Here is an 18,462-nt window from a genome sequence, read left to right as displayed (position 1 = left end):
TCACCGGCGCAGCAGCAGGTCGGCGACCACGGGGCGGTGGTCCGAGGCGAGCGTCTCGGCCACCGCCGCGTCGCGCACCGACACCGCGCCCCTCTCCACGGCCACGTAGTCGATCCGACGGTCCGGCACATCGGCCGGGAAACTGTTGGACCCAGAATCGGCGTCGCTCAACTCCCGCCACAGTGGGGCCAGTTCAGGGGCGGTCGGTACGGCATTGAAGTCGCCGAGCAGGATCGTGCGGGCGCCCCGGTCGGCGTTCATGATCCGGCGGGTGTCGGCGACCTGCGCCACCCGCACCGAAGGGTCGCCCCGGTAGTCGAGGTGGGTGACGTACACGTGGACCGGCACCCCGCGCACCCGCAGCCGCACCTCGCCGAAGCCGGGCGCGGGAGCCGGCACGGGGTCCGGCACCTGGGTGGAGAGCCGGGTGATCTCGTGGTTCCCGGAGCCCAGGATCGCGTACCGGGACAGCACCGCCACCCCGAACTCGCGCCGGGGGCCGCCCGGTTGAGCGGGGTCGAGGCTGTATATCGGCGCGAACGAGACGTGCATGCCGAGCCGCGCCGCGAGCTCCGTCGCCACGTCCCGGTTCTGGCTGCGCGCCCCCCAGTGCACGTCGACCTCTTCGAGTCCGATCACGTCGGCATGCAGGGCGCGCAGCGCCGCGGCCTGGCGGTCCAGGTCGAAGACGTCGTCCATCCCGGCGCCCGCGTGGATGTTGTACGTCGCCACGCGCAGCGGTACCCGGTACGGGGCGCTCGCGGCGCTCGACGCGTTGCCGGGGCTCGGTGCGTTCGGGGCGGCGTGTGCGGCCGGCGCGAACGCGAGACCCAACAAAGCGGTTGCAAGGGTGAGTTGAGTCATATGACCGTGGAGCCTTGAAAGCCTCGCCATGCGCGTCCCCTTCACTCGGCGCCTGTCCGCGCTGGTCACCGTAATGGACTTTACGGCGTAGAAGAGCTGCCTTACGGTGTACAGCGGCATCAACGCCATACGCCGTATAGGAAGCTCCGTTCAGGAAGCCGGGGGACCACCATGACCGCATCGACAGCCGAGAAACCGACCGCACCCACCGGGCAGCATCCCCAGCGCTGGCTGATCCTCGGCGTCATCTGCCTGGCCCAGCTCACCGTCCTGCTCGACAACACCGTCCTCAACGTCGCCATCCCCTCGCTCACCACCTCGCTCGGCGCGTCCACCGCGGACATCCAGTGGATGATCAACGCGTACTCGCTGGTCCAGTCCGGCCTTCTGCTCACCGCGGGCAGCGCGTCCGACCGCTACGGACGCAAGAAGATGCTCGCAGTGGGACTCGCGCTCTTCGGGATCGGCTCGCTGGCCGCCGGCTTCGCGCAGAACGCGGGACAGCTCATCGCGGCCCGCGCGGGCATGGGCATCGGCGGGGCGCTGCTCATGACCACCACGCTCGCCGTCGTCGTGCAGATCTTCGACGCCGAGTCCCGCGTGAAGGCCATCGGCATCTGGGCCACCGTCAACTCGCTCGGCTTCGCGGCCGGTCCCCTCATCGGCGGCGTCATGCTCGACCACTTCTGGTGGGGCGCCATCTTCCTGGTCAACATCCCGGTGGCGGTGCTCGGCCTGATCGCCGTGGTCACCCTCGTACCGGAATCCAAGAACCCGCAGGGAGACCGGCCCGACCTGCTGGGCGCGCTGCTCTCCACCATCGGCATGACCGGCGTCGTCTACGCGATCATCTCCGGACCGGGCCACGGCTGGCTCTCGGGCCAGGTGCTCGTCCCGGCCGCCGTCGGCCTCGTCTTCCTCGCGGCGTTCGCGCGCTGGGAGCTGACCGTCGAGCATCCGATGCTGGACATGCACTTCTTCCGCGACCAGAAGTTCGTCGGCGCGGTCGCCGGGTCGATCCTGGTGGCCTTCGGCATGGGCGGTTCGCTCTTCCTGCTCACCCAGCACCTCCAATTCGTCCTCGGATACGGTCCGTTGGAGGCGGGTCTTCGTACGGCGCCGCTCGCGCTCAGCGTGATCGTGCTCAACATGGTGGGCGTCGGCGCCAAGCTGGTCACCAAGGCCGGCACCCCGCGCGCCATCGCGATCGGCATGACCGCCGTCGCGGCCGGGCTCGCCGCGATCGCGCTGCTCGGCGGGCACAGCTACGGCGGCACGCTGCTCGGCCTCGTCGTGATGGGCGCGGGCATCGCCCTGTCCATGCCGGCCATGGCCAACGCCATCATGAGCGCGATCCCGCCGGAGAAGGCGGGCGTCGGCGCGGGCGTCAACGGAACGCTCGGGGAGTTCGGCAACGGGCTCGGCGTCGCGGTCCTCGGCGCAGTGCTCAACGCGCGGTTCGCGGCGCTGGTGCCGGTCGCCGCGGCTTCGCTGCCCGCGGCCCTGGCCGCCGCGGGAGGCGACGCCGAGCGGGGCCGGATCGCCGACGCGTTCGCCTCAGGACTGGAGACCAGCCAGTTGGTCGGCGCGGTCGCGGTGCTCGCGGGCGGACTGCTCGCGGCGGTCCTGCTGCACCGGGCGGAACGATCCGTGCCCGCGCCCGCCGGGGCGGCTCCCGCGGCATAGCATCGTCAGGGGTGGGAGCCCCGGATTCCGGACATGACCTGAGAGGCCGGCCGGTGGGCCGGCGGGACCCGAGGACCGAGGAGGGCAGCGATGGTGTCGGCGGCGGACCGTACGAAGGACGCGGCGCGTACCAGCGTGTGGCTCGGCAGCAAGGCGGGCCGCCGGGTACGGCGTGCGGAGACGGCCGAGGGCGGGCCCGCGCTCGACCGGGACCGGATCACCGCCGAGGCCGTACGGCTGCTCGACGCCGAGGGCGCCGTCAAGTTCTCCATGCGACGCCTGGCGGCCGAGCTCGGGGTCACCGCGATGTCCCTGTACTGGTACGTCGACAACAAGGACGACCTCCTCGAACTCGCCCTCGACGCGGTGTTCGCGGAGATCGAACTGCCCGCCATGGACGACGAGTCGGCCGACTGGCGCGATCAGCTTCGCACGGTGGTGGTGGGCTACCGAGCGATCTTCGTCCGGCATTCCTGGGCGTCGGCGCTGATCGGCCGCTACCTCAACATCGGCCCGCACTCGATGGCGTTCTCGCGCACGGCCCAGCGCATCGTGTCCCGCACGGGGCTGCCCGCGCACGGGCAGATGGGCGGGCTCGCGGCCGTGTTCCAGTTCGTGTACGGGTTCGGCACGATCGAGGGGACGTTCGTGAAGCGGTGTGCGGATGCGGGGCGTACGCAGGACGAGTTCTTCGCGGAGGCGATGGGGGCGTTGGCCGCTCAGCCGGAGTACCGGGACCAGTTCGCGGACGCGGCGTCGTTGATGGAGGCGCGGGGTGGGGAGACGGTGCAGGACATGAGGCAGCGGGACTTCGATTTCGCGCTGTCCTTGCTGATCGCCGGCATCGAATCCCTGAGCACCCCCTGACCCGCCCTCCTGGGGCTCCGCCCCGGGCCCCGTATCGCGCCTTGAGGGCGCTCGCCCTCAAACTCCCCCAAGCCTCAAGGGCCAGGGGGGACCCCCATGACGGGCTGAGGATGTCCATGCCGGCCGGCACCGAGTAGCCAAGGGGCGCGGGGAACTGCGCGGGACGCGGGCACGGTCCGCACACGAAAGCGGGTTTCAGGGGCGCGGGGAACCGCGCGGGCAAGCGCGCACGGGCCGTGCACGAGGGCGGGGCCCCGGCCCCCGGGGTCAGGGCTGGGGGAGGGCTTCGCCCTGGACGGTCTGGATGTCCAGCTCGACCCGCAGCGTCGTGCCGATCGCCGAGATCCCCGCCTGCACCACCTGGTTGTAGTTCATCGCGAAGTCCTCACGGCGAAGCTCCGCCGTGGCCCGGTACGCCGCCCGCACCCCGCCCCACGGATCCGGGCCCGTACCGAGGTACGACAGGTCGAGGTCGACCTCGCGGACCACGCCGTGCAGCGACAGCTCACCCCGTACCGTCCAGCGGTCCGGCCCGGCCGGGGCCAGCCCGGTGCTGCGGTAGGTGATCTGCGGGAACCGCTCGACGTCGAGGAAGTCCGCGGACTTCAAGTGCCCGTCCCGCATCGCGTTGCCCGTGTCGATGGACGCCGCCCCGATGACCGCCTCGACCCGCGACTTCTCCAGGTCCTCCGCGATCTCGATGCGCCCGCCGAACTCCCCGAACCGCCCGTGCACACTGGAAATCCCCAGGTGCTGGGCCACCGCGCCGACCGACGAATGCGCCGGGTCGATCGTCCAGGGCCCCGGCGGCGGCAGCTCCACGCCGCCCTGCCGGGCCAGCACCACCGTGCCGACCGCGGCCCGCCCGCTCGCCGTCACCAGCGCCGTGGAGGCGGCCGGCGCGTAGCCGACGGCCGTCACGATCACCGTGTACGGACCGGGCGTGAGGGCCACGTCCGCCGACACCGAACCGTCCTCCGCCGCGGTGGCGCGCAGCACCTGCGTGCCCGTCATGTCGGTCATCGTCACCACGGCGTGCGAGATCGCCCAGCCGTCGCGCGTGCGTACCTGTGCCCGCAGTCCCATCCCGTTTTCTCTCCTCAAGTGCAAAAAAGGCCAAGTGCAAAAGGCCGGGCCCCGGGGGCGGGACGGCAGGCCGTCCCCTGCCCGCCGCCCCTTCCCCGGGGCCCATTTCCACGCCGGGCGCGATCCCGCCTCCGCTCGAAGCGGGGCCGCGCCCGGGGGTTCGGGGGTGCCCCGACTACTCGCCCGGGTGGGCGAGTTCGATGTCGTGGCCGTCGACTCCGCGGCCGGCCACGGTCAGGGAACCGGCCACCGGCGGGTAGCCGGTCGCGATCAGCGTGTACTCGCCGGAGTTCAGGTCGGCGAAGGCGTACGCGCCGTCGTCGCCCGTCGTCGCGCCGGCGACCACGTTGCCCGCGGCGTCGAGCAGGGTGACCCGGGCGTCGGCCAGCGGCCGCCGGTCCGCGCCGCCGCGTACCGTGCCCTGGACCAGCGCGCCGGACTGGAGCGCGGCCTCGATGCGGGTCACGCCGTGTCCGGAGATCTCCACCGGCAGCGCGAGCGGGCGGAAGCCGTCCGCGTTGACCGCGACGGTGACCTGCCCGGGAACGAGCTCCCCGAAGGTGAACTCGCCCGCGGCGCCCGACTTCCCGGTGGCGAGCAGGTCGCCGCGCACATCGGTCACGATGACCATCGCGCCCTCGACGGGCGCTCCGCCCTCGGCCGCCTTCACCGCGCCGGTCAGGCCGCTCGTGCCGGACAGGAGGATGTCGTACGCGAGCGCCTCGGTGCCCACGACGATGGTCGAGGCCTGCGGCTGGAAACCGTCGGCCGCGGCGATCAGGACGTAGCTGCCGGCGCCCGGCGCGGCGAGCAGGTACCCGCCGTCGGGGCCCGCCACGGCGCGGCCGAGCTGGCTGCCGCCGAGCGAGATCAGTGTGACGGCCGCGGAGGCGACGGGCGCTCCCTCGGCACCGCGGACCGTGCCGCGCACCGGGACGCCGTCGAAGGTGCCCGCGGCGACCGGGGCGGCCACCGTCCGGGCCACGGGGGCCTCGACCGCCGCCGCCTGGGCGGGAACCGGGGTGGCTGCCGGGGCCGGGGCGGCGCCGGGCGCCCCCTCGGAGTCGGCGCCGCCCACCGCACGGGTACGCAACGGGATCTCCTTGATGAAGAGGGTGATCAGGAAGGCGAGCAGCGCGCACGGCGCCGCGTACAGGAACACGTCGCCGACTCCGTGTCCGTACGCGCTCTCGATGACGGTACGGATCGGGGCGGGCAGCGTGGCCAGGTCCGGGATGGCCCCGGATCCGCCGCTGCCGCTCTTGGCCGCCGCGGCGCCCTGCGGGCCGAGCGCGGTGAGGCCGTCGGTGACGTAGTGGGTGACCCGGTTGGCCATGACCGCGCCGAGCGCCGAGACGCCGACCGCACCACCGAGGGAGCGGAAGAAGACGACGACGGAGGAGGCGGAGCCGAGGTCGGCGGGGGAGACCTGGTTCTGGGTGCACAGGACCAGGTTCTGCATCATCATGCCGATGCCGAGGCCCATCAGCGCCATGTAGATCGCGAGGTGCCAGTACGGGGTGTCGTAGCGCATCGTGCCGAGCAGACCGAGGCCCGCCGTCACCAGCACACCGCCGCTGACCAGCCACGCCTTCCACTTGCCCGTCTTGGTGATGACCTGTCCCGAGACGGTGGACGCGATGAAGAGTCCGCCGATCATCGGGATCGTCATGACACCGGACATCGTCGGCGTCTTGCCGCGCGCCAGCTGGAAGTACTGCGAGAAGAAGACCGTGCCGGCGAACATCGCGACACCCACGAAGAGCGAGGCGAGCGAGGCGAGGGTGATGGTGCGGTTGCGGAAGAGGCGCAGCGGGATGATCGGCTCGCTGGCCTTCGACTCGGTGAACACGAACAGCGCGCCGAGCAGGATCGAGCCGCCGACCATCGCGTACGTCTGTCCCGAGATCCAGTCGTACTTGTTGCCCGCGAAGGTCACCCAGACCAGGAGCAGCGAGACGGCCGCGCTGATCAGGAACGCGCCGGTCCAGTCGACCTTGACGTCCCGCTTCACGACGGGGAGCTTCAGGGTCTTCTGCAGCACGACGAGGGCGATGACCGCGAACGGCACACCGACGTAGAAGCACCAGCGCCAGCCGAGCCAGCTGGTGTCGGTGATCAGGCCGCCGAGAAGGGGTCCGCCGACCGTCGCGACCGCGAACGTGGCGCCGAGGTAGCCGCTGTAACGGCCGCGCTCACGCGGCGAGATCATGGCGGCCATGATGATCTGGGCGAGCGCGGAGAGACCGCCGACGCCGATGCCCTGGAACACGCGGCAGGCGATGAGCATGCCCGAGCTCTGCGACAGACCGGCCACGATCGAGCCGGACACGTAGATGACCAGGGCTATCTGAACGAGCAGCTTCTTGCTGAACAGGTCCGAGAGCTTGCCCCACAGCGGGGTGGTCGCGGTCATCGCGAGCAGCGAGGCCGTCACGACCCAGGTGTACGCGGACTGGCCGCCGCCCAGGTCGTTGATGATGTGCGGCAGTGCGTTGGAGACGATCGTCGACGACAGGATCGCGACGAACATGCCGAGGAGCAGTCCGGACAGCGCCTCCATGATCTGCCGGTGTGTCATCGGCGCGCCACTCTCGGACGGCGCGTGCCCTCCGTGCTTGGCGTGGCCGCCCCGCACACCGGCTGGTGTGGTCGTAGCCATGAAATTCCTTGTCCTGTAGGTCTGTTGGGCGGGTGTACGGGTTAAGCGGGTGTACGGGTCGGTGGGCGGGTCTCGGGGCCCTGGACGTGCGGCGTCCGGACGTGGGGGGCCCGGCAGTCCCCGAAGGAGTCGCGCAGGCGGGCGAGCATGGCGTTGAGCTGGCCGACCTCGTCGTCGGTCCAGTCGCCCAGCGTGTGCGCGAACATCTCCGTGGTGCGCAGCCCGAGATCGTCGATCATGGCCTGACCCGCGGGGGTGAGCCGCAGGATCCGCGAGCGCTTGTCGGCGGGGTCGGCGGACCGCTCGATCCAGCCGCGCCGGGCGACGTGCGCGACGTGACGACTCGTCACCGACATGTCCACGGCGAGGAGTTCGGCGAGCTTGCTGATCCGCATCTCGCCGTGGCGCTCCAGGAGGGTCAGCACGGCGGCCGAGCCGGCGGGGCACTCGGGCGGCAGAATCCGCGCGAGCCCGCGCTTGACCGCGCCGATCGCACTCAGCTGTCGGCCCAGCTCCTCGTAAAGGCTCTGCGCGGCCATGGACACCTCCCGAAATCTTGTTGCTTCGGGCAACCATAAGATTGTTGGTTGCCGAAGGCAAACTAAATCGAGACGTTTGAAGCAAAGGAAACGCAAAGGCTTCGCATATGAAAACCCAAGACGCAGGTCGGGTGCTTGCGGGTGCCGTTGCGGGGTGTCGGGAAGGGGCGGGGGGTGGCGGTAGGTGGTGATGAGTGGCGGTGAGTGGCGGTGAGTGGCGGTGAGTGGTGATGGCGGAGCGGGTGTCTTGTGGAGAGTGCGCCTTCGGGGCGCCGGAGCCGCCTCGCGAGGGCGTTCGCGCGGGGGCGGGGCTTGGGCCGGACCCTCAACTTCGCTAGGGTCTCGCCCCATGGCACACAACCCCCACGCACCCCAGGGTCCCGAGGGCAACTACGACCCCGCGGGCTCCACGCAGATGTTCCGCGCCTTCGTCGACGAGGGCGCGCCCCAGGGCCGGCAGCCGGCCACCCCGGCGGCGGCTCCCGCGGGGCCGCGGGTCGGCCTGATCGTCGGCGTGGTGGCCGTGATCGCGATCCTCGCGGTGGTGGGGTGGCTGGCGCTGAGCTGACGATCCGCCACGTTCTGGAGGGCGTGCGGGGTGTGGGGCGCGACCCCGGGTGCGGGCCGTGGGTGGCCGTGCGCGCAGTTCCCCGCGCCCACCGCGGCGGGGCCGCGCAATGACACGGCCCTGCGCCCCTGATCTCGCTTTCGTCTGCGGACCGTGCCCGCTTCTCGCGCAGTTCCCCGCGCCCCTCAACCCCCTTTTCGGCTGCGGACCGTGCCCGCTTCTCGCGCAGTTCCCCGCGCCCCTTAGCTGCTTGGTGCCGGGCGGTATGGGCATCTTCAGCCCGTCCGGCGTTTGAGGACGAGCGCCCTTAAGGCGCGAACGGGGTCTGGGGCGGAGCCCCAGGGAGCTGCACCCTTCAACCCGCCGCACGGGCGGGTGGGTGGGAAGACCCCCCGGGGTCTGGGGCGGAGCCCCGGGGAGCCGGGTCGGGCAAGCCCGGGTGGGGGGTGCGGCTACGTCCAGGTGGCCGTTGCCGCGCGCGTCTCCACCCGCATCCCCATCGGCACCCGCCACGCCTCCACACACACCCCGTACGTCCGCGACACCACCTCCCCCGCCGCAATCGGGGCCGGCAGTGCCTGACGGGACGTGATGGTTGCCCAGTCCACCCCGAGCAGCCCGATGATGTGCGTCGCAAACACAACCTCGCCCGATTTCACCGCCGTACCCCCGGTGTTGTGGAACCGCACCGTGACGTTCTCGCACCACCGGTGATCCCCCGCCGAGCGGCTCGGCGCCCCGACGCTGAGCACGGCGGGCCCGGCGGGCGGCGAGGGCGGGACGGGCTCGGCAGGGGTGGAGGGGGTGCCTCCTGGCGTATGGCCGGCGGAGGGCGGACCCCCGGGGGACGAAGGGGGGCTATCCGGGCTACCCGGGCTACCCGGGGTCCCAGGGGCACCCGGCCCCGCTCCATTCGACGGCGTACCGGATGCATTCGACGTACCGGACCTGCCGGACGAGCCGGATGTACTGGACGCATCGGACGCGCCGGACGAGTCCGATGTGCTCGCCGTCCCGGGCGGCGGGCCCGGGGTGCCGGGTACCCCGGGCGTACCCGGGAGGCCTGGACCGCCGTCGGAACCCCCCGCTCCGTCCAGCGGAACGAGCGTCACCTTGCCGCGTGGCGGCACCGCGTGACCCGGGGCCGAGGGGCCGGTGCCGGCCGCGCCCACCGCCACGTACCCCGTCCCGGATCCGCCGCCCGCGCAGGCGGCAAGCGTGCCGCCGAGGCCCAGTACCACCGTGGCCGGGACGCCGATCAGCACAGCACGTCGTCGCATCGCGCCAGTGTGTCTGACGATGCGTCAATTAACCAGGGCGCGGCCGGGGTTGAAGGGCGCGCCGGGGCGTCAGTCGGAGATCAGGCCCTCGCGGAGCTGGGCGAGCGTGCGGGTCAGGAGGCGGGAGACGTGCATCTGGGAGATGCCGACCTCCTCGCCGATCTGCGACTGCGTCATGTTCGCGAAGAAGCGGAGCATGATGATCTGCCGTTCCCTGGGCGGGAGTTTGGCGAGCAGCGGCTTGAGCGACTCCCGGTACTCGACGCCTTCGAGCGCCGTGTCCTCGTAGCCGAGCCGGTCCGCGAGCGAGCCTTCGCCGCCGTCGTCCTCGGTGGCCGGGGAGTCGAGCGAGGAGGCGGTGTAGGCGTTGCCGACCGCAAGCCCGTCGACCACGTCCTCCTCGGACACCCCGAGAACCGCGGCCAGTTCGGGCACGGTGGGCGAGCGGTCGAGTTTCTGGGCGAGTTCGTCGCTCGCCTTGGTGAGGGCGAGCCGCAGCTCCTGGAGGCGGCGCGGCACCCGCACCGACCACGAGGTGTCGCGGAAGAACCGCTTGATCTCGCCGACGACCGTGGGCATCGCGAACGTGGGGAACTCCACGCCGCGTTCGCAGTCGAAGCGGTCGATCGCCTTGATCAGGCCGATGGTGCCGACCTGGACGATGTCCTCCATCGGCTCGTTGCGCGAGCGGAACCTGGCGGCCGCGTACCGCACGAGCGGCAGGTTGAGCTCGATGAGGGTGTCGCGTACGTAGGTCCGCTCCGGACTGTCGGTGTCCAGCGTGGCCAGGCGCAGGAACAGGGAGCGGGACAGCGTGCGGGTGTCGATGGCTGCGGTGCTTGCGGCGTGTCGGTGCACGACGGGTGCTGGTGCGCTCTTGGTGAGCGTGAGCACCTTCGAGCTGCCCTGTTCTGCGGACATGCCACCCCCTTGAGGTCGCGGACGGTCGCGTTGGGCCACGACCATCGGAGGAAGCAGCCTCCACCTGAATACCGGACGGGGGGCTGCGGCAAACGCGGTTTCAGCAGAATGTCACATGTCGGCAACACGCTGTAGTGACATGTCGACAAGACAGTCCGGAGTACCCGCAGCATGCAGGGGGTGCGGCACTTTCCTGACGAAGATTTTTCTTTGGGGGCGTCAGAAGCCCCGATCACTCGATCCGGTCACGCTTCGATTCGATTTGCGGATCGCAGTCGGGCGAAGCTCCTGGCCAGAAGCCTTGACACATGCATCTGCGACACTCCCAGTTCCTGACTGATCTGGGACTGCGTGAGGTTGCTGTAGTAGCGGAGCATCAGGATCCGCTGTTCGCGTTCGGGCAGCTGCACGAGCAGATGGCGGACCAGGTCGCGGTGTTCGACGCCGGCGAGCGCGGGGTCCTCGTAGCCGAGCCGGTCGAGCAGGCCGGGCAGTCCGTCGCCCTCCTGGGCGGCCTCCAGGGAGGTCGCGTGGTACGAGCGGCCCGCCTCGATGCAGGCGAGCACCTCGTCCTCGCCGATCCTGAGCCGCTCGGCGATCTCGCCCGTCGTCGGTGAGCGGCCGTGCAGGGTCGTCAGGTCCTCGGTGGCGCCGTTCACCTGCACCCAGAGCTCGTGCAGCCGGCGCGGTACGTGCACGGTGCGGACGTTGTCGCGGAAGTACCGCTTGATCTCGCCGACGACGGTGGGCATCGCGAAGGTGGGGAACTGCACGCCGCGGTCCGGGTCGAAGCGGTCGATCGCGTTGATCAGGCCGATCGTGCCCACCTGGACGACGTCCTCCATGGGCTCGTTGCGCGAGCGGAACCTGGCGGCGGCGTACCGCACGAGCGGCAGGTTCGCCTCGATCAGCGCCCCGCGCACCCGGCCGTGCTCGGGCGTGCCCGGTTCGAGGTTCTTCAGCTGGCCGAACAGCACCTGGGTGAGGGCGCGGGTGTCCGCGCCCCTGGTGGAGGGTGTTCTGACGGGGCCCCGGGGGCCCTCCGAGTCCTGGGCGGGCACGTCGGGGGCGTCCTGCGGCTCGTTCTGGGGCGGCACTTGAGGCGTAGTACTGGCCGGCACGGTCACGCCACCCCTTAGTCCTTGGTCTTGGTCCTTGGTCAACTCATCCGTCAAAAGCGGTCATAGCATCACAAGACATGTCCACTGTGTGCAAGCACCGTATAAGCACGTGTTGGGGGCAAGTTGGGGCAGATGGCCCCGCCTGGAGGGTGACGGCCCAGTCCCCGTACGGGTACGACCGTTCGCTCTCCGTCCGCCCCTCGTCCGGCTGAAACTCGGGTGCCGGGTGACGCATGGCCGCTCTATGCTGCGCACGCGCCGACGGGTGCCGGGCGGTGCCGGGCGCTGCCGGGCGCTGCCAGGCGGTGCCAGCGGTGCCGGGCTGTACCGGGTTGTACCGGGTTGTACCGGGTTGTGCCGACGGGAGTGGGGCTGCGCCGGGGCGTACCGCCGTATCGACCGGCCGACCGACCGCCTGCTCGCTCGCCCGACGGCCTGTTCGCTCGCCCGACGGCCTGCTCGCCCGACCGACCGCCGCCCGCCATGGACCGGAGATGAACGACCATGCCCAGCGAGCTGCTCGCGATCTGTTTCCGCACGGCGGAGCCGTCGAACCTGGCCCGGTTCTGGGCCGGGCTCCTCGACCGGGAGGCGCACGAGGAACCGGACGGCGGCGTCACGGTCCTGCCCCCTGACGGCGCCGGGTTCCGTCTCCGCTTCCTGCCGGGCCATGAGCCGAAGACCGGCCCCAACCGCGCCCACTTCGACCTGACGAGCACCTCGGCGGAGGACCAGCGCCGGACGGTGGCCGGGGCGCTGGCGTCGGGCGCGCGCCACATCGACGTCGGGCAACTGCCGGAAGAGGGGCACGTGGTGCTCGCAGACCCGGACGGCAACGAGTTCTGCGTCATCGAGGCCGGCAACCGCTTCCTCGCGGACACCGGCTTCGTCGGGGCCCTGGCCTGCGACGGCACGCGGGAGGTCGGCTGTTTCTGGAGCGAGGCGCTGGGGTGGCCGCTGGTGTGGGACCAGGATCAGGAGACCGCGATCCAGTCACCGCACGGCGGTACGAAGATCACGTGGGGCGGCCCGCCGGTGGCGCCGAAGACGGGCCCGAACCGGCTGTACTTCGAGTTGGCACTCCCCGCGTGGGCCGATGCGGCCGCCTGGGACAGGGAGGTCGAACGCCTCGTCTCACTCGGTGCGACGCACACGGGCGGGGGCGAGAGTGGTGGCGGTGGCGGTGGCGGGGGTGCGGCCGCGAGCGAGGGCGGACGGGCCCTGCTGCTCGACCCCGACGGCAACGAGTTCCGGGTGGGCAAGCCCCGGTGACGGGACTGGCTCAAGAACGCCGCCGGCGGATCAGAACGGGTAGTCGGCGATCACCCAGGTGGCGAACTCGCGCCACTGGCCGGCCGCGGCCTGGTGCGCCGGGTGCTCGATGTAGCGCTTGAGGGCGTCCGCGTCCGCGACGGCGGAGTTGATCGCGAAGTCGTACGCGATCGGCCGGTCGGTGATGTTCCAGGCGCACTCCCAGAACTCGATCTCGGGAACGAGCCCGTCGAGCTCCTGGAAGGCCTTCACGCCGGCGACCACACGCTCGTCGTCGCGCTCCACGCCTTCGTTGAGCTTGAACAGGACCAGGTGGCGGATCATGGGAATCTCCTACGTTTCAGGGCATACGGCGCACGCCGTACGGCACGGGTTGGGTGGCCTGCGGCCACGACGGACCACCACCGTCCAGGGGCTCCGCCGGCGCGGTGGCTCGGCGGGCCGACGCCTCAGCGGATCAGGTTCGTCATGAACTCGCCGACGCCCTTGGCCGCGCTCGAAATGCCTTCGAACCCGGTCTGGACCATCCCGGCGGCCTGCACCGGCGACGTGATGATCGTGTAGAGCACGAAGACCACGGCTATGTAGAGCAGGACCTTCTTGATGTCCACTGTGCCCAGCCCCTCCCCGGCGCCGCCCCTGTGCGGTCGGGTGAGTCTAACTGGAGCTCCGCCCGTACTCACCCGGCCTTTAAGGACCAAGGACCCCGCGATCGGGGCCCTTCGCCCGACGGTAGGGACGTGACGGGAGAGCAGGATGGTTCGTGAGCCCACCCCATCTGGCAGGAATGCGGTGGGCGAGGAACAGGACCTCACTGCGGGGTCCACGCCGCAAGCTTCCCCCCTGACTGCGGCGCGGGCTTGCAGGTCCTGTTCTCGTCGGGGGGAGCGGCTTGTCCCCCCGATGCCGCTCCCCCCGTCCAGACGTCCAGACGTCGAAGCCCCGGTCGTTCGCGGCCGGGGCTTTCGCGCGTCGTGGCCCGGCTCGGGCGGGCTCAGGCCGGCTCGGCGGCCGGCTCGGCGGTCCGGTGCCGGTTGCGGACCACGACCAGTGCGCCGATGGCCGCGAGCGCCAGCAGGGCCACGGCGAAGACGGTGGTTCCCCGGGTCAGGCCCACCGCGTCGCTGAGGTAACCAGCCGACACGGGCAGCAGCCCGGCCATCACGTACCCCCCGACGTTGAGGGCCGCGTTGGCCTCGGCGAGACGGCGCGGCGGTACGGCGGAGTTGAGCAGGGACAGACCGCCCAGCTGGCCCAGGCCCTGGCCCGCGCCCGCCAGGAGGGCAGAGGCGATGAGCGCCGGAGCCGACGAGGTGTGCACCGCCGCGACGAGCACGGCCATGCCGAGTGCGGTGCTCACCGCTCCGGCGGTCAGGATCGTGCGGCGGGGCAGGGCCTGGACCGCGAACTGCACTCCGGTGGCCGTGAGGAACATGGCGAAGGCCATGGCGCCGGCGACCACGCGGCTGGTGGTGTCGAGGAGCCCGGCGAGCAGCGAGGGTCCCAGGGACAGGACGAAGGAGGTCGCCGTGATGCCCGGGGCGAACACGGCTGTTCCCAGGGCGAGTTGGATGCCGGTGCCGCGCGGGACTCCGGGGACGCGCACCCAGCGGCCCAGGGCGGGTGCGACGGGTCGGGGCACCGGCATCCGTACCACCGCGACGACGGCGGTGAGCAGCAGCGCCGCCTCGACGGCGAAGACGGTGACGGTCGGCGCGGGCAGCGTCTCGGACAGGACGCCGGCCAGGAACGGGCCGAGGCCCGCACCGAAGACCATCGCGCAGGAGGCGAGCAGGGCGGCACGGCGCTTGCGTGCCGGGCCCGCGACGTCGGTGACCGCGGCCATGCCGGCCGAGACGACGGCTCCGACCGCGATCCCGGTGAACAGCCGGGCCACGATCAGGGCGGCCACGGACGACGCGGTCGCGAAGATCGCGCAGGCGGCGAGCGCGAGGGCGAGCGCGGGCAGCAGGACGGGCTTGCGGCCGAGCCGGTCGGAGGCGACGCCCGAGACCAGCAGCGAGCCGAGCAGACCGACGATGTAGAACGCGAAGATCACGGTCAGGGTGCCCCGGGAGAACCCGATGTCGCGCTGCCACAGCATGTACAGGGGTGTCGCCGCGTTCGACAGTACGAACACGGCCGTCACCGGCCAGGCGGCGAGCCAGATCCACCGGCCGGGAACGGGAACCCCGGGGGCTTCACCGTCCTTGGGGACCCGCAGGCTCCTGGAGGGCGACGCCGTGGCAGCGGGCAGGGTTCGACTCTCGGGCATGGCTGTCCCCTCCGAAGGCTCTTGTACGAGTTGAATCGAACTTAGCATGCAGTACGATTCAACTCGTACAGCGATCGAGGCGATGAGCATCGGAAACGGGGAGCCAAGGAGATGGTCATGACGATCAAGGTCGCCGCGGAGCCCGACGGGCTGCCCGCGCCGCTGCCCGAACCGGCCGTCGACGACCTGCGGTTGGAGACCGTGCTCGGGGCGCTGAGCGACCCCCTGCGTCTGGGTATCGTGCGCAAACTGCTCCTGGAGTCCGAGGACTTCGACCACTCCTGCGGCTGGTTCGGCCTCGACCGCCCCAAGTCCTCGCTCACCCACCACTTCAAGGCGCTGCGCGAGGCGGGCATCACCCGGCAGCGCCAGTACGGGCTCGAACGCCGCAGCCACGTACGCGTCGACGACCTCAACCACCGCTTCCCCGGCCTCCTGAACCTGGTCGCGGCGTGGACCCCGGACGCCTCCTAGGTCCCTGAAGGCCCTCGGGAACTCCCGGGGAAGTCCCCCCTGCCCGCCGACACCGGGATGCCGTCCGACGCTGCGGCCGCGTCGAGCAGGCAGGGTGACGGGCTGAATCTGTCCGCGCTGCGGGGTGAGGCCGAGCAGGACAGTCCCGCACAGCGGGCCGCGCTCGCCGCTCTGCTCGCCGCCGGGCCGGACGGCACCGGGGCCTCCGCCATCGCTCGCGCGCTCGCAGACGAGTACGGCACGACCCGGCGGACGGTCGTGGGCTGGCTCAAGGCGTGGACCGAGGGCGGCACCGCGGTACGCGTCGGGGAGGGCACCAAAGCCCGCTACGTCCACCGCGACCACGCCCCCGAACCACCCGTCAACGACTGGATGATTGCGTCCGAACGTCTGAAGGATGCGCGGTCGGCTGTCCTACTTCTCGGGGAAGTCCGCGATCATTGCGAAGGCGAAAGCCAGGCGGCGGTCCAACCACCCCGCCCTGATGGAGAAATCGATGCTGCTGTCGATCGTCGGAAGCCCCTTGGAGACCATCACCAGCTCGTCCGTGCATTTCCATTCGAGGGTGCGGCCCTGCGAAGGCGGGACGTCGCCGTCCGCCGCCGCCTCCAGAAACACATTGAGTGCCGATTCGAGGCCGCGCAGAGCCAGAACCTTGGGGCTGTTGTTCGTGAGGGACCACTTGCTGTGGCCCGAGATCTCGGGGTGGTCCGGCTGGTCGATGCGCCAAGTGTGGTGAACCAGTTTGTTCGTGGAGGGAATACGGCGGATCGTACCGATCACCTGGCCCGCACCGTCCCGAATGGAACGGTGGGCCTCCTTGCCGACGTCCACGGGGCCGTCCACGGCGCACAGAACCCGCTGGGTGGTTTCGTCCTCGTAGAGGATGGGCTCACGCACGGGGTTCCCCGGCAGATCGGTCCGGAAATACGCACACGGCGCAAAGGTGCGGACGTCCTTCGCCTGCCGGGGGACCCGCACGGCAAGACGCCCGATCTGCGGTTTCTTTCCATGGACGACCGATCGCTCGGTCCTTCCGATGGTGAAGCGGCGTACGCCCCTCCAGTCGACGGCTTCCACCGGAGGCACCGGTTCCTGCGGCTTGCGCTTACCGAACATCGTCGGCGAGTCCCTCCGTGGCTGCCGCCGTGTGACGACCAGAGCCTAAACGGTGTGGAGTCGGTCAACCGCAGCCGTCCTGCCAGGTCGGGACCTGCCGGGCCAGGGCTTCGATCACCTGGCTGGTCAGCGGCCCAGCGGCCCAGCGGCGTTCAGGCGCTTGTCGCAGGCCGACTGCTGGGCAGGTAGCGGAACACGGGCGCGTCACGGTCGGCATCCGTGGCGACGGCCGGCCCGACCGCCGCCACGTCGAACGCAAGACGCGGGCCGAAGTCACCTACGCGGTAAGGGAACTGGAAAAGCAACGTGACGCCAAGACCGTCCGGAAGCCGGGTAAGGCCTGTACGCCCACGGGTGCGGCGACACGTGCGGGCGTAGGGCCGGGTACTGCCCCCGAGCGGGGACGGCCTGGACGATGGTGACAACGGGGCCGCCGGGGCTCCCGTGCCGGTCGGCTGAGCGCCAACTGAGACGGAAACTGAGACGGAGCAGCACGAAGGGCCCGGTTCATCTGAACCGGGCCCTTCGTCTACCTGCGGTAGCGGAGGGATTTGAACCCTCGGTGAGTTTCCCCACACTCGCTTTCGAGGCGAGCTCCTTCGGCCGCTCGGACACGCTACCGAGAGAGAGCTTAGCCCAAGGTGGGCCGTGGTTTGAAATCGGTGGGGGGAGAGGTGGGTCACCGCTCCCGGAAGAACGCCGTCAGCTGGGCCGAGCACTCCGCTTCGAGGACGCCGGCGACCACCTCGGGGCGGTGGTTGAGGCGTTGGTCGCGTACGAGGTCCCACAGGGAGCCGGCCGCGCCCGCCTTCTCGTCGCGGGCGCCGTACACGACCCGGTCGAGCCGGGACTGCACGATGGCGCCCGCGCACATCACGCACGGCTCCAGGGTGACGACGAGCGTGCAGCCGGTCAGCCGCCACTCGCCGGTCCTGAGTGCCGCGCGCCGGATGGCGAGGACTTCGGCGTGCGCGGTCGGATCGCCCGTCGCCTCGCGTTCGTTGTACCCGGACGCCAGGAACGAGCCGTCCGGCGCGAGCACGACCGCGCCGACCGGCACGTCGCCGGCCGACTCGGCCTGTGCTGCCCCGGCCAGGGCGGAGCGCATCGGCTCCGCCCACCGTTCGCGTACGGGGTCGTGCGGGTCGGGCACTAGCGGACGGCCTCCAGGACCTCGGCCGCGCCGAGCGCGTCCGCGATCGTCACGAGGGCGTCGCCGTCGAGCGCGAGGAGGCGGCCCTCGCTCACGCCGAGGTCGGCGAGGATCGCGCTCTCGCCGAGCGGGCCGGCCGGGGTGGCGCCGTCCGACGGGCCGTCACCGCCGTCCGGCTCGTCCACGGCCTCGGCCGCTTCGGCCGCGTCGTCCTCGTATCCGTCCTCCGTGCCGTCGAGGTCAAGGGTGTCCAGCTCGTCCTCCTCGTCGTCCTGGTCGTGGCCGAGCAGTTCGTCGGTGAGCATGGCCCCGTACGAGGAGCGGGCGGCGACGGCGGCGTTGGAGACGAAGACACGAGGGTCCTCCTCACCGTCGACGCGGACGACGCCGAACCAGGCGTCCTCCTGCTCGATGAAGACGAGCACCGTGTCGTCGGCCCCGTCGGCTGCTGCTTCCCGGGCCAGGTCGGCCAGGTCCGACAGCGTCTCCACATCGTCGAGCTCTGTGTCGCTCGCTTCCCACCCGTCTTCGGTGCGCGCGAGCAGTGCGGCGAAGTACACCGTGACTCTCCCACT

17 protein-coding genes, 1 tRNA gene and 3 pseudogenes are annotated in these 18,462 nt (G+C 71.2%); 7 read left to right on the top strand and 14 right to left on the bottom strand.

The window, feature by feature from the left end; all coding sequences use genetic code 11:
• Positions 1 to 864, bottom strand: coding sequence for an endonuclease/exonuclease/phosphatase family protein (locus tag OG432_RS16155; protein WP_328311630.1), 864 nt, complete (start codon positions 862 to 864; stop codon positions 1 to 3).
• Between the two features lie 171 nt (positions 865 to 1,035).
• On the opposite strand from OG432_RS16155, the gene OG432_RS16150 reads away from it, so the two are divergent.
• Positions 1,036 to 2,550: an MFS transporter gene (locus tag OG432_RS16150; RefSeq protein ID WP_328311629.1), complete on the top strand. Its 1,515-nt coding sequence runs from the start codon at positions 1,036 to 1,038 to the stop codon at positions 2,548 to 2,550.
• Positions 2,551 to 2,640: 90 nt separating this feature from the next.
• Positions 2,641 to 3,417 (top strand): TetR/AcrR family transcriptional regulator, encoded by a 777-nt coding sequence (locus OG432_RS16145; protein ID WP_328311628.1) that lies wholly within the window; start codon positions 2,641 to 2,643, stop codon positions 3,415 to 3,417.
• A gap of 267 nt (positions 3,418 to 3,684) precedes the next feature.
• Here OG432_RS16145 and OG432_RS16140 read toward each other — a convergent pair whose 3' ends face one another.
• The 3 genes from OG432_RS16140 to OG432_RS16130 all read right to left on the bottom strand — a co-directional run bounded on the left by OG432_RS16140 (position 3,685) and on the right by OG432_RS16130 (position 7,704).
• Positions 3,685 to 4,503 carry a YceI family protein gene (locus OG432_RS16140; protein ID WP_328311627.1) on the bottom strand — a complete coding sequence of 273 codons (819 nt, stop codon included), beginning with the start codon at positions 4,501 to 4,503 and terminating at the stop codon, positions 3,685 to 3,687.
• Positions 4,504 to 4,678: 175 nt separating this feature from the next.
• Positions 4,679 to 7,165 (bottom strand): MFS transporter, encoded by a 2,487-nt coding sequence (locus OG432_RS16135; RefSeq protein WP_328311626.1) that lies wholly within the window; start codon positions 7,163 to 7,165, stop codon positions 4,679 to 4,681.
• Positions 7,166 to 7,206: 41 nt separating this feature from the next.
• Complete coding sequence (locus OG432_RS16130; protein WP_328311625.1) at positions 7,207 to 7,704, bottom strand: MarR family winged helix-turn-helix transcriptional regulator; 498 nt, start codon at positions 7,702 to 7,704, stop codon at positions 7,207 to 7,209.
• Positions 7,705 to 8,053: 349 nt separating this feature from the next.
• On the opposite strand from OG432_RS16130, the gene OG432_RS16125 reads away from it, so the two are divergent.
• Complete coding sequence (locus OG432_RS16125; protein WP_328311624.1) at positions 8,054 to 8,272, top strand: hypothetical protein; 219 nt, start codon at positions 8,054 to 8,056, stop codon at positions 8,270 to 8,272.
• 1,349 nt (positions 8,273 to 9,621) lie between these two features.
• Here OG432_RS16125 and OG432_RS16120 read toward each other — a convergent pair.
• Both OG432_RS16120 and OG432_RS16115 read right to left on the bottom strand, forming a co-directional pair.
• Positions 9,622 to 10,473: an RNA polymerase sigma factor SigF gene (locus OG432_RS16120; RefSeq protein WP_328311623.1), complete on the bottom strand. Its 852-nt coding sequence runs from the start codon at positions 10,471 to 10,473 to the stop codon at positions 9,622 to 9,624.
• A 245-nt stretch (positions 10,474 to 10,718) separates the two neighbouring features.
• The gene (locus tag OG432_RS16115; protein WP_328311622.1) at positions 10,719 to 11,594 is read right to left on the bottom strand and encodes an RNA polymerase sigma factor SigF; all 876 of its coding nucleotides are present in this window, start codon (positions 11,592 to 11,594) and stop codon (positions 10,719 to 10,721) included.
• A gap of 504 nt (positions 11,595 to 12,098) precedes the next feature.
• Here OG432_RS16115 and OG432_RS16110 point away from each other — a divergent pair.
• Positions 12,099 to 12,866 carry a VOC family protein gene (locus tag OG432_RS16110; RefSeq protein ID WP_328311621.1) on the top strand — a complete coding sequence of 256 codons (768 nt, stop codon included), beginning with the start codon at positions 12,099 to 12,101 and terminating at the stop codon, positions 12,864 to 12,866.
• Positions 12,867 to 12,896: 30 nt separating this feature from the next.
• Here OG432_RS16110 and OG432_RS16105 read toward each other — a convergent pair whose 3' ends face one another.
• From OG432_RS16105 to OG432_RS16095, 3 genes are all read right to left on the bottom strand, one after another.
• The gene (locus tag OG432_RS16105; protein ID WP_328311620.1) at positions 12,897 to 13,190 is read right to left on the bottom strand and encodes a Dabb family protein; all 294 of its coding nucleotides are present in this window, start codon (positions 13,188 to 13,190) and stop codon (positions 12,897 to 12,899) included.
• A gap of 125 nt (positions 13,191 to 13,315) precedes the next feature.
• Entirely contained in the window at positions 13,316 to 13,477 is a 162-nt protein-coding gene (locus OG432_RS16100) for a hypothetical protein (RefSeq protein WP_167158291.1), read from the bottom strand.
• A gap of 383 nt (positions 13,478 to 13,860) precedes the next feature.
• Positions 13,861 to 15,141 carry an MFS transporter gene (locus OG432_RS16095; protein ID WP_328311619.1) on the bottom strand — a complete coding sequence of 427 codons (1,281 nt, stop codon included), beginning with the start codon at positions 15,139 to 15,141 and terminating at the stop codon, positions 13,861 to 13,863.
• A gap of 117 nt (positions 15,142 to 15,258) precedes the next feature.
• On the opposite strand from OG432_RS16095, the gene OG432_RS16090 reads away from it, so the two are divergent.
• Both OG432_RS16090 and OG432_RS16085 read left to right on the top strand, forming a co-directional pair.
• The gene (locus tag OG432_RS16090; protein ID WP_328311618.1) at positions 15,259 to 15,615 is read left to right on the top strand and encodes an ArsR/SmtB family transcription factor; all 357 of its coding nucleotides are present in this window, start codon (positions 15,259 to 15,261) and stop codon (positions 15,613 to 15,615) included.
• 99 nt (positions 15,616 to 15,714) lie between these two features.
• Positions 15,715 to 15,972, top strand: a pseudogene (locus OG432_RS16085) (hypothetical protein); the annotation flags it as partial.
• Between the two features lie 57 nt (positions 15,973 to 16,029).
• Here OG432_RS16085 and OG432_RS16080 read toward each other — a convergent pair.
• Positions 16,030 to 16,734 (bottom strand): hypothetical protein, encoded by a 705-nt coding sequence (locus tag OG432_RS16080; RefSeq protein ID WP_328315374.1) that lies wholly within the window; start codon positions 16,732 to 16,734, stop codon positions 16,030 to 16,032.
• Positions 16,735 to 16,784: 50 nt separating this feature from the next.
• Positions 16,785 to 16,931: pseudogene (locus tag OG432_RS34930) on the bottom strand (IS982 family transposase); the annotation flags it as partial.
• Between OG432_RS34930 and OG432_RS16075 the strand changes: the two are divergent.
• Positions 16,929 to 17,081: pseudogene (locus OG432_RS16075) on the top strand (site-specific integrase); the annotation flags it as partial. The pseudogenes OG432_RS34930 and OG432_RS16075 overlap by 3 nt on opposite strands.
• A 189-nt stretch (positions 17,082 to 17,270) precedes the next feature.
• Here OG432_RS16075 and OG432_RS16070 read toward each other — a convergent pair.
• From OG432_RS16070 to OG432_RS16060, 3 genes are all read right to left on the bottom strand, one after another.
• Positions 17,271 to 17,355 (bottom strand) — tRNA-Ser (locus OG432_RS16070).
• 58 nt (positions 17,356 to 17,413) lie between these two features.
• Positions 17,414 to 17,887, bottom strand: a complete 474-nt coding sequence (gene tadA / locus OG432_RS16065) for a tRNA adenosine(34) deaminase TadA (protein ID WP_443058394.1) — start codon at positions 17,885 to 17,887, stop codon at positions 17,414 to 17,416.
• On the bottom strand, positions 17,887 to 18,447 hold the full coding sequence (locus OG432_RS16060) for a tRNA adenosine deaminase-associated protein (protein WP_328315125.1): 561 nt from the start codon (positions 18,445 to 18,447) through the stop codon (positions 17,887 to 17,889). Before OG432_RS16060 ends, tadA begins: the two co-directional genes overlap by 1 nt.
• Positions 18,448 to 18,462 lie beyond the last annotated feature (15 nt).

Source organism: Streptomyces sp. NBC_00442 (assembly GCF_036014195.1).
In the GTDB taxonomy this organism is placed as follows: Bacteria; Actinomycetota; Actinomycetes; order Streptomycetales; family Streptomycetaceae; genus Streptomyces.
Note: the sequence above shows the minus strand (reverse complement) of the source record. Positions and strands in the feature narration are given on the sequence as shown.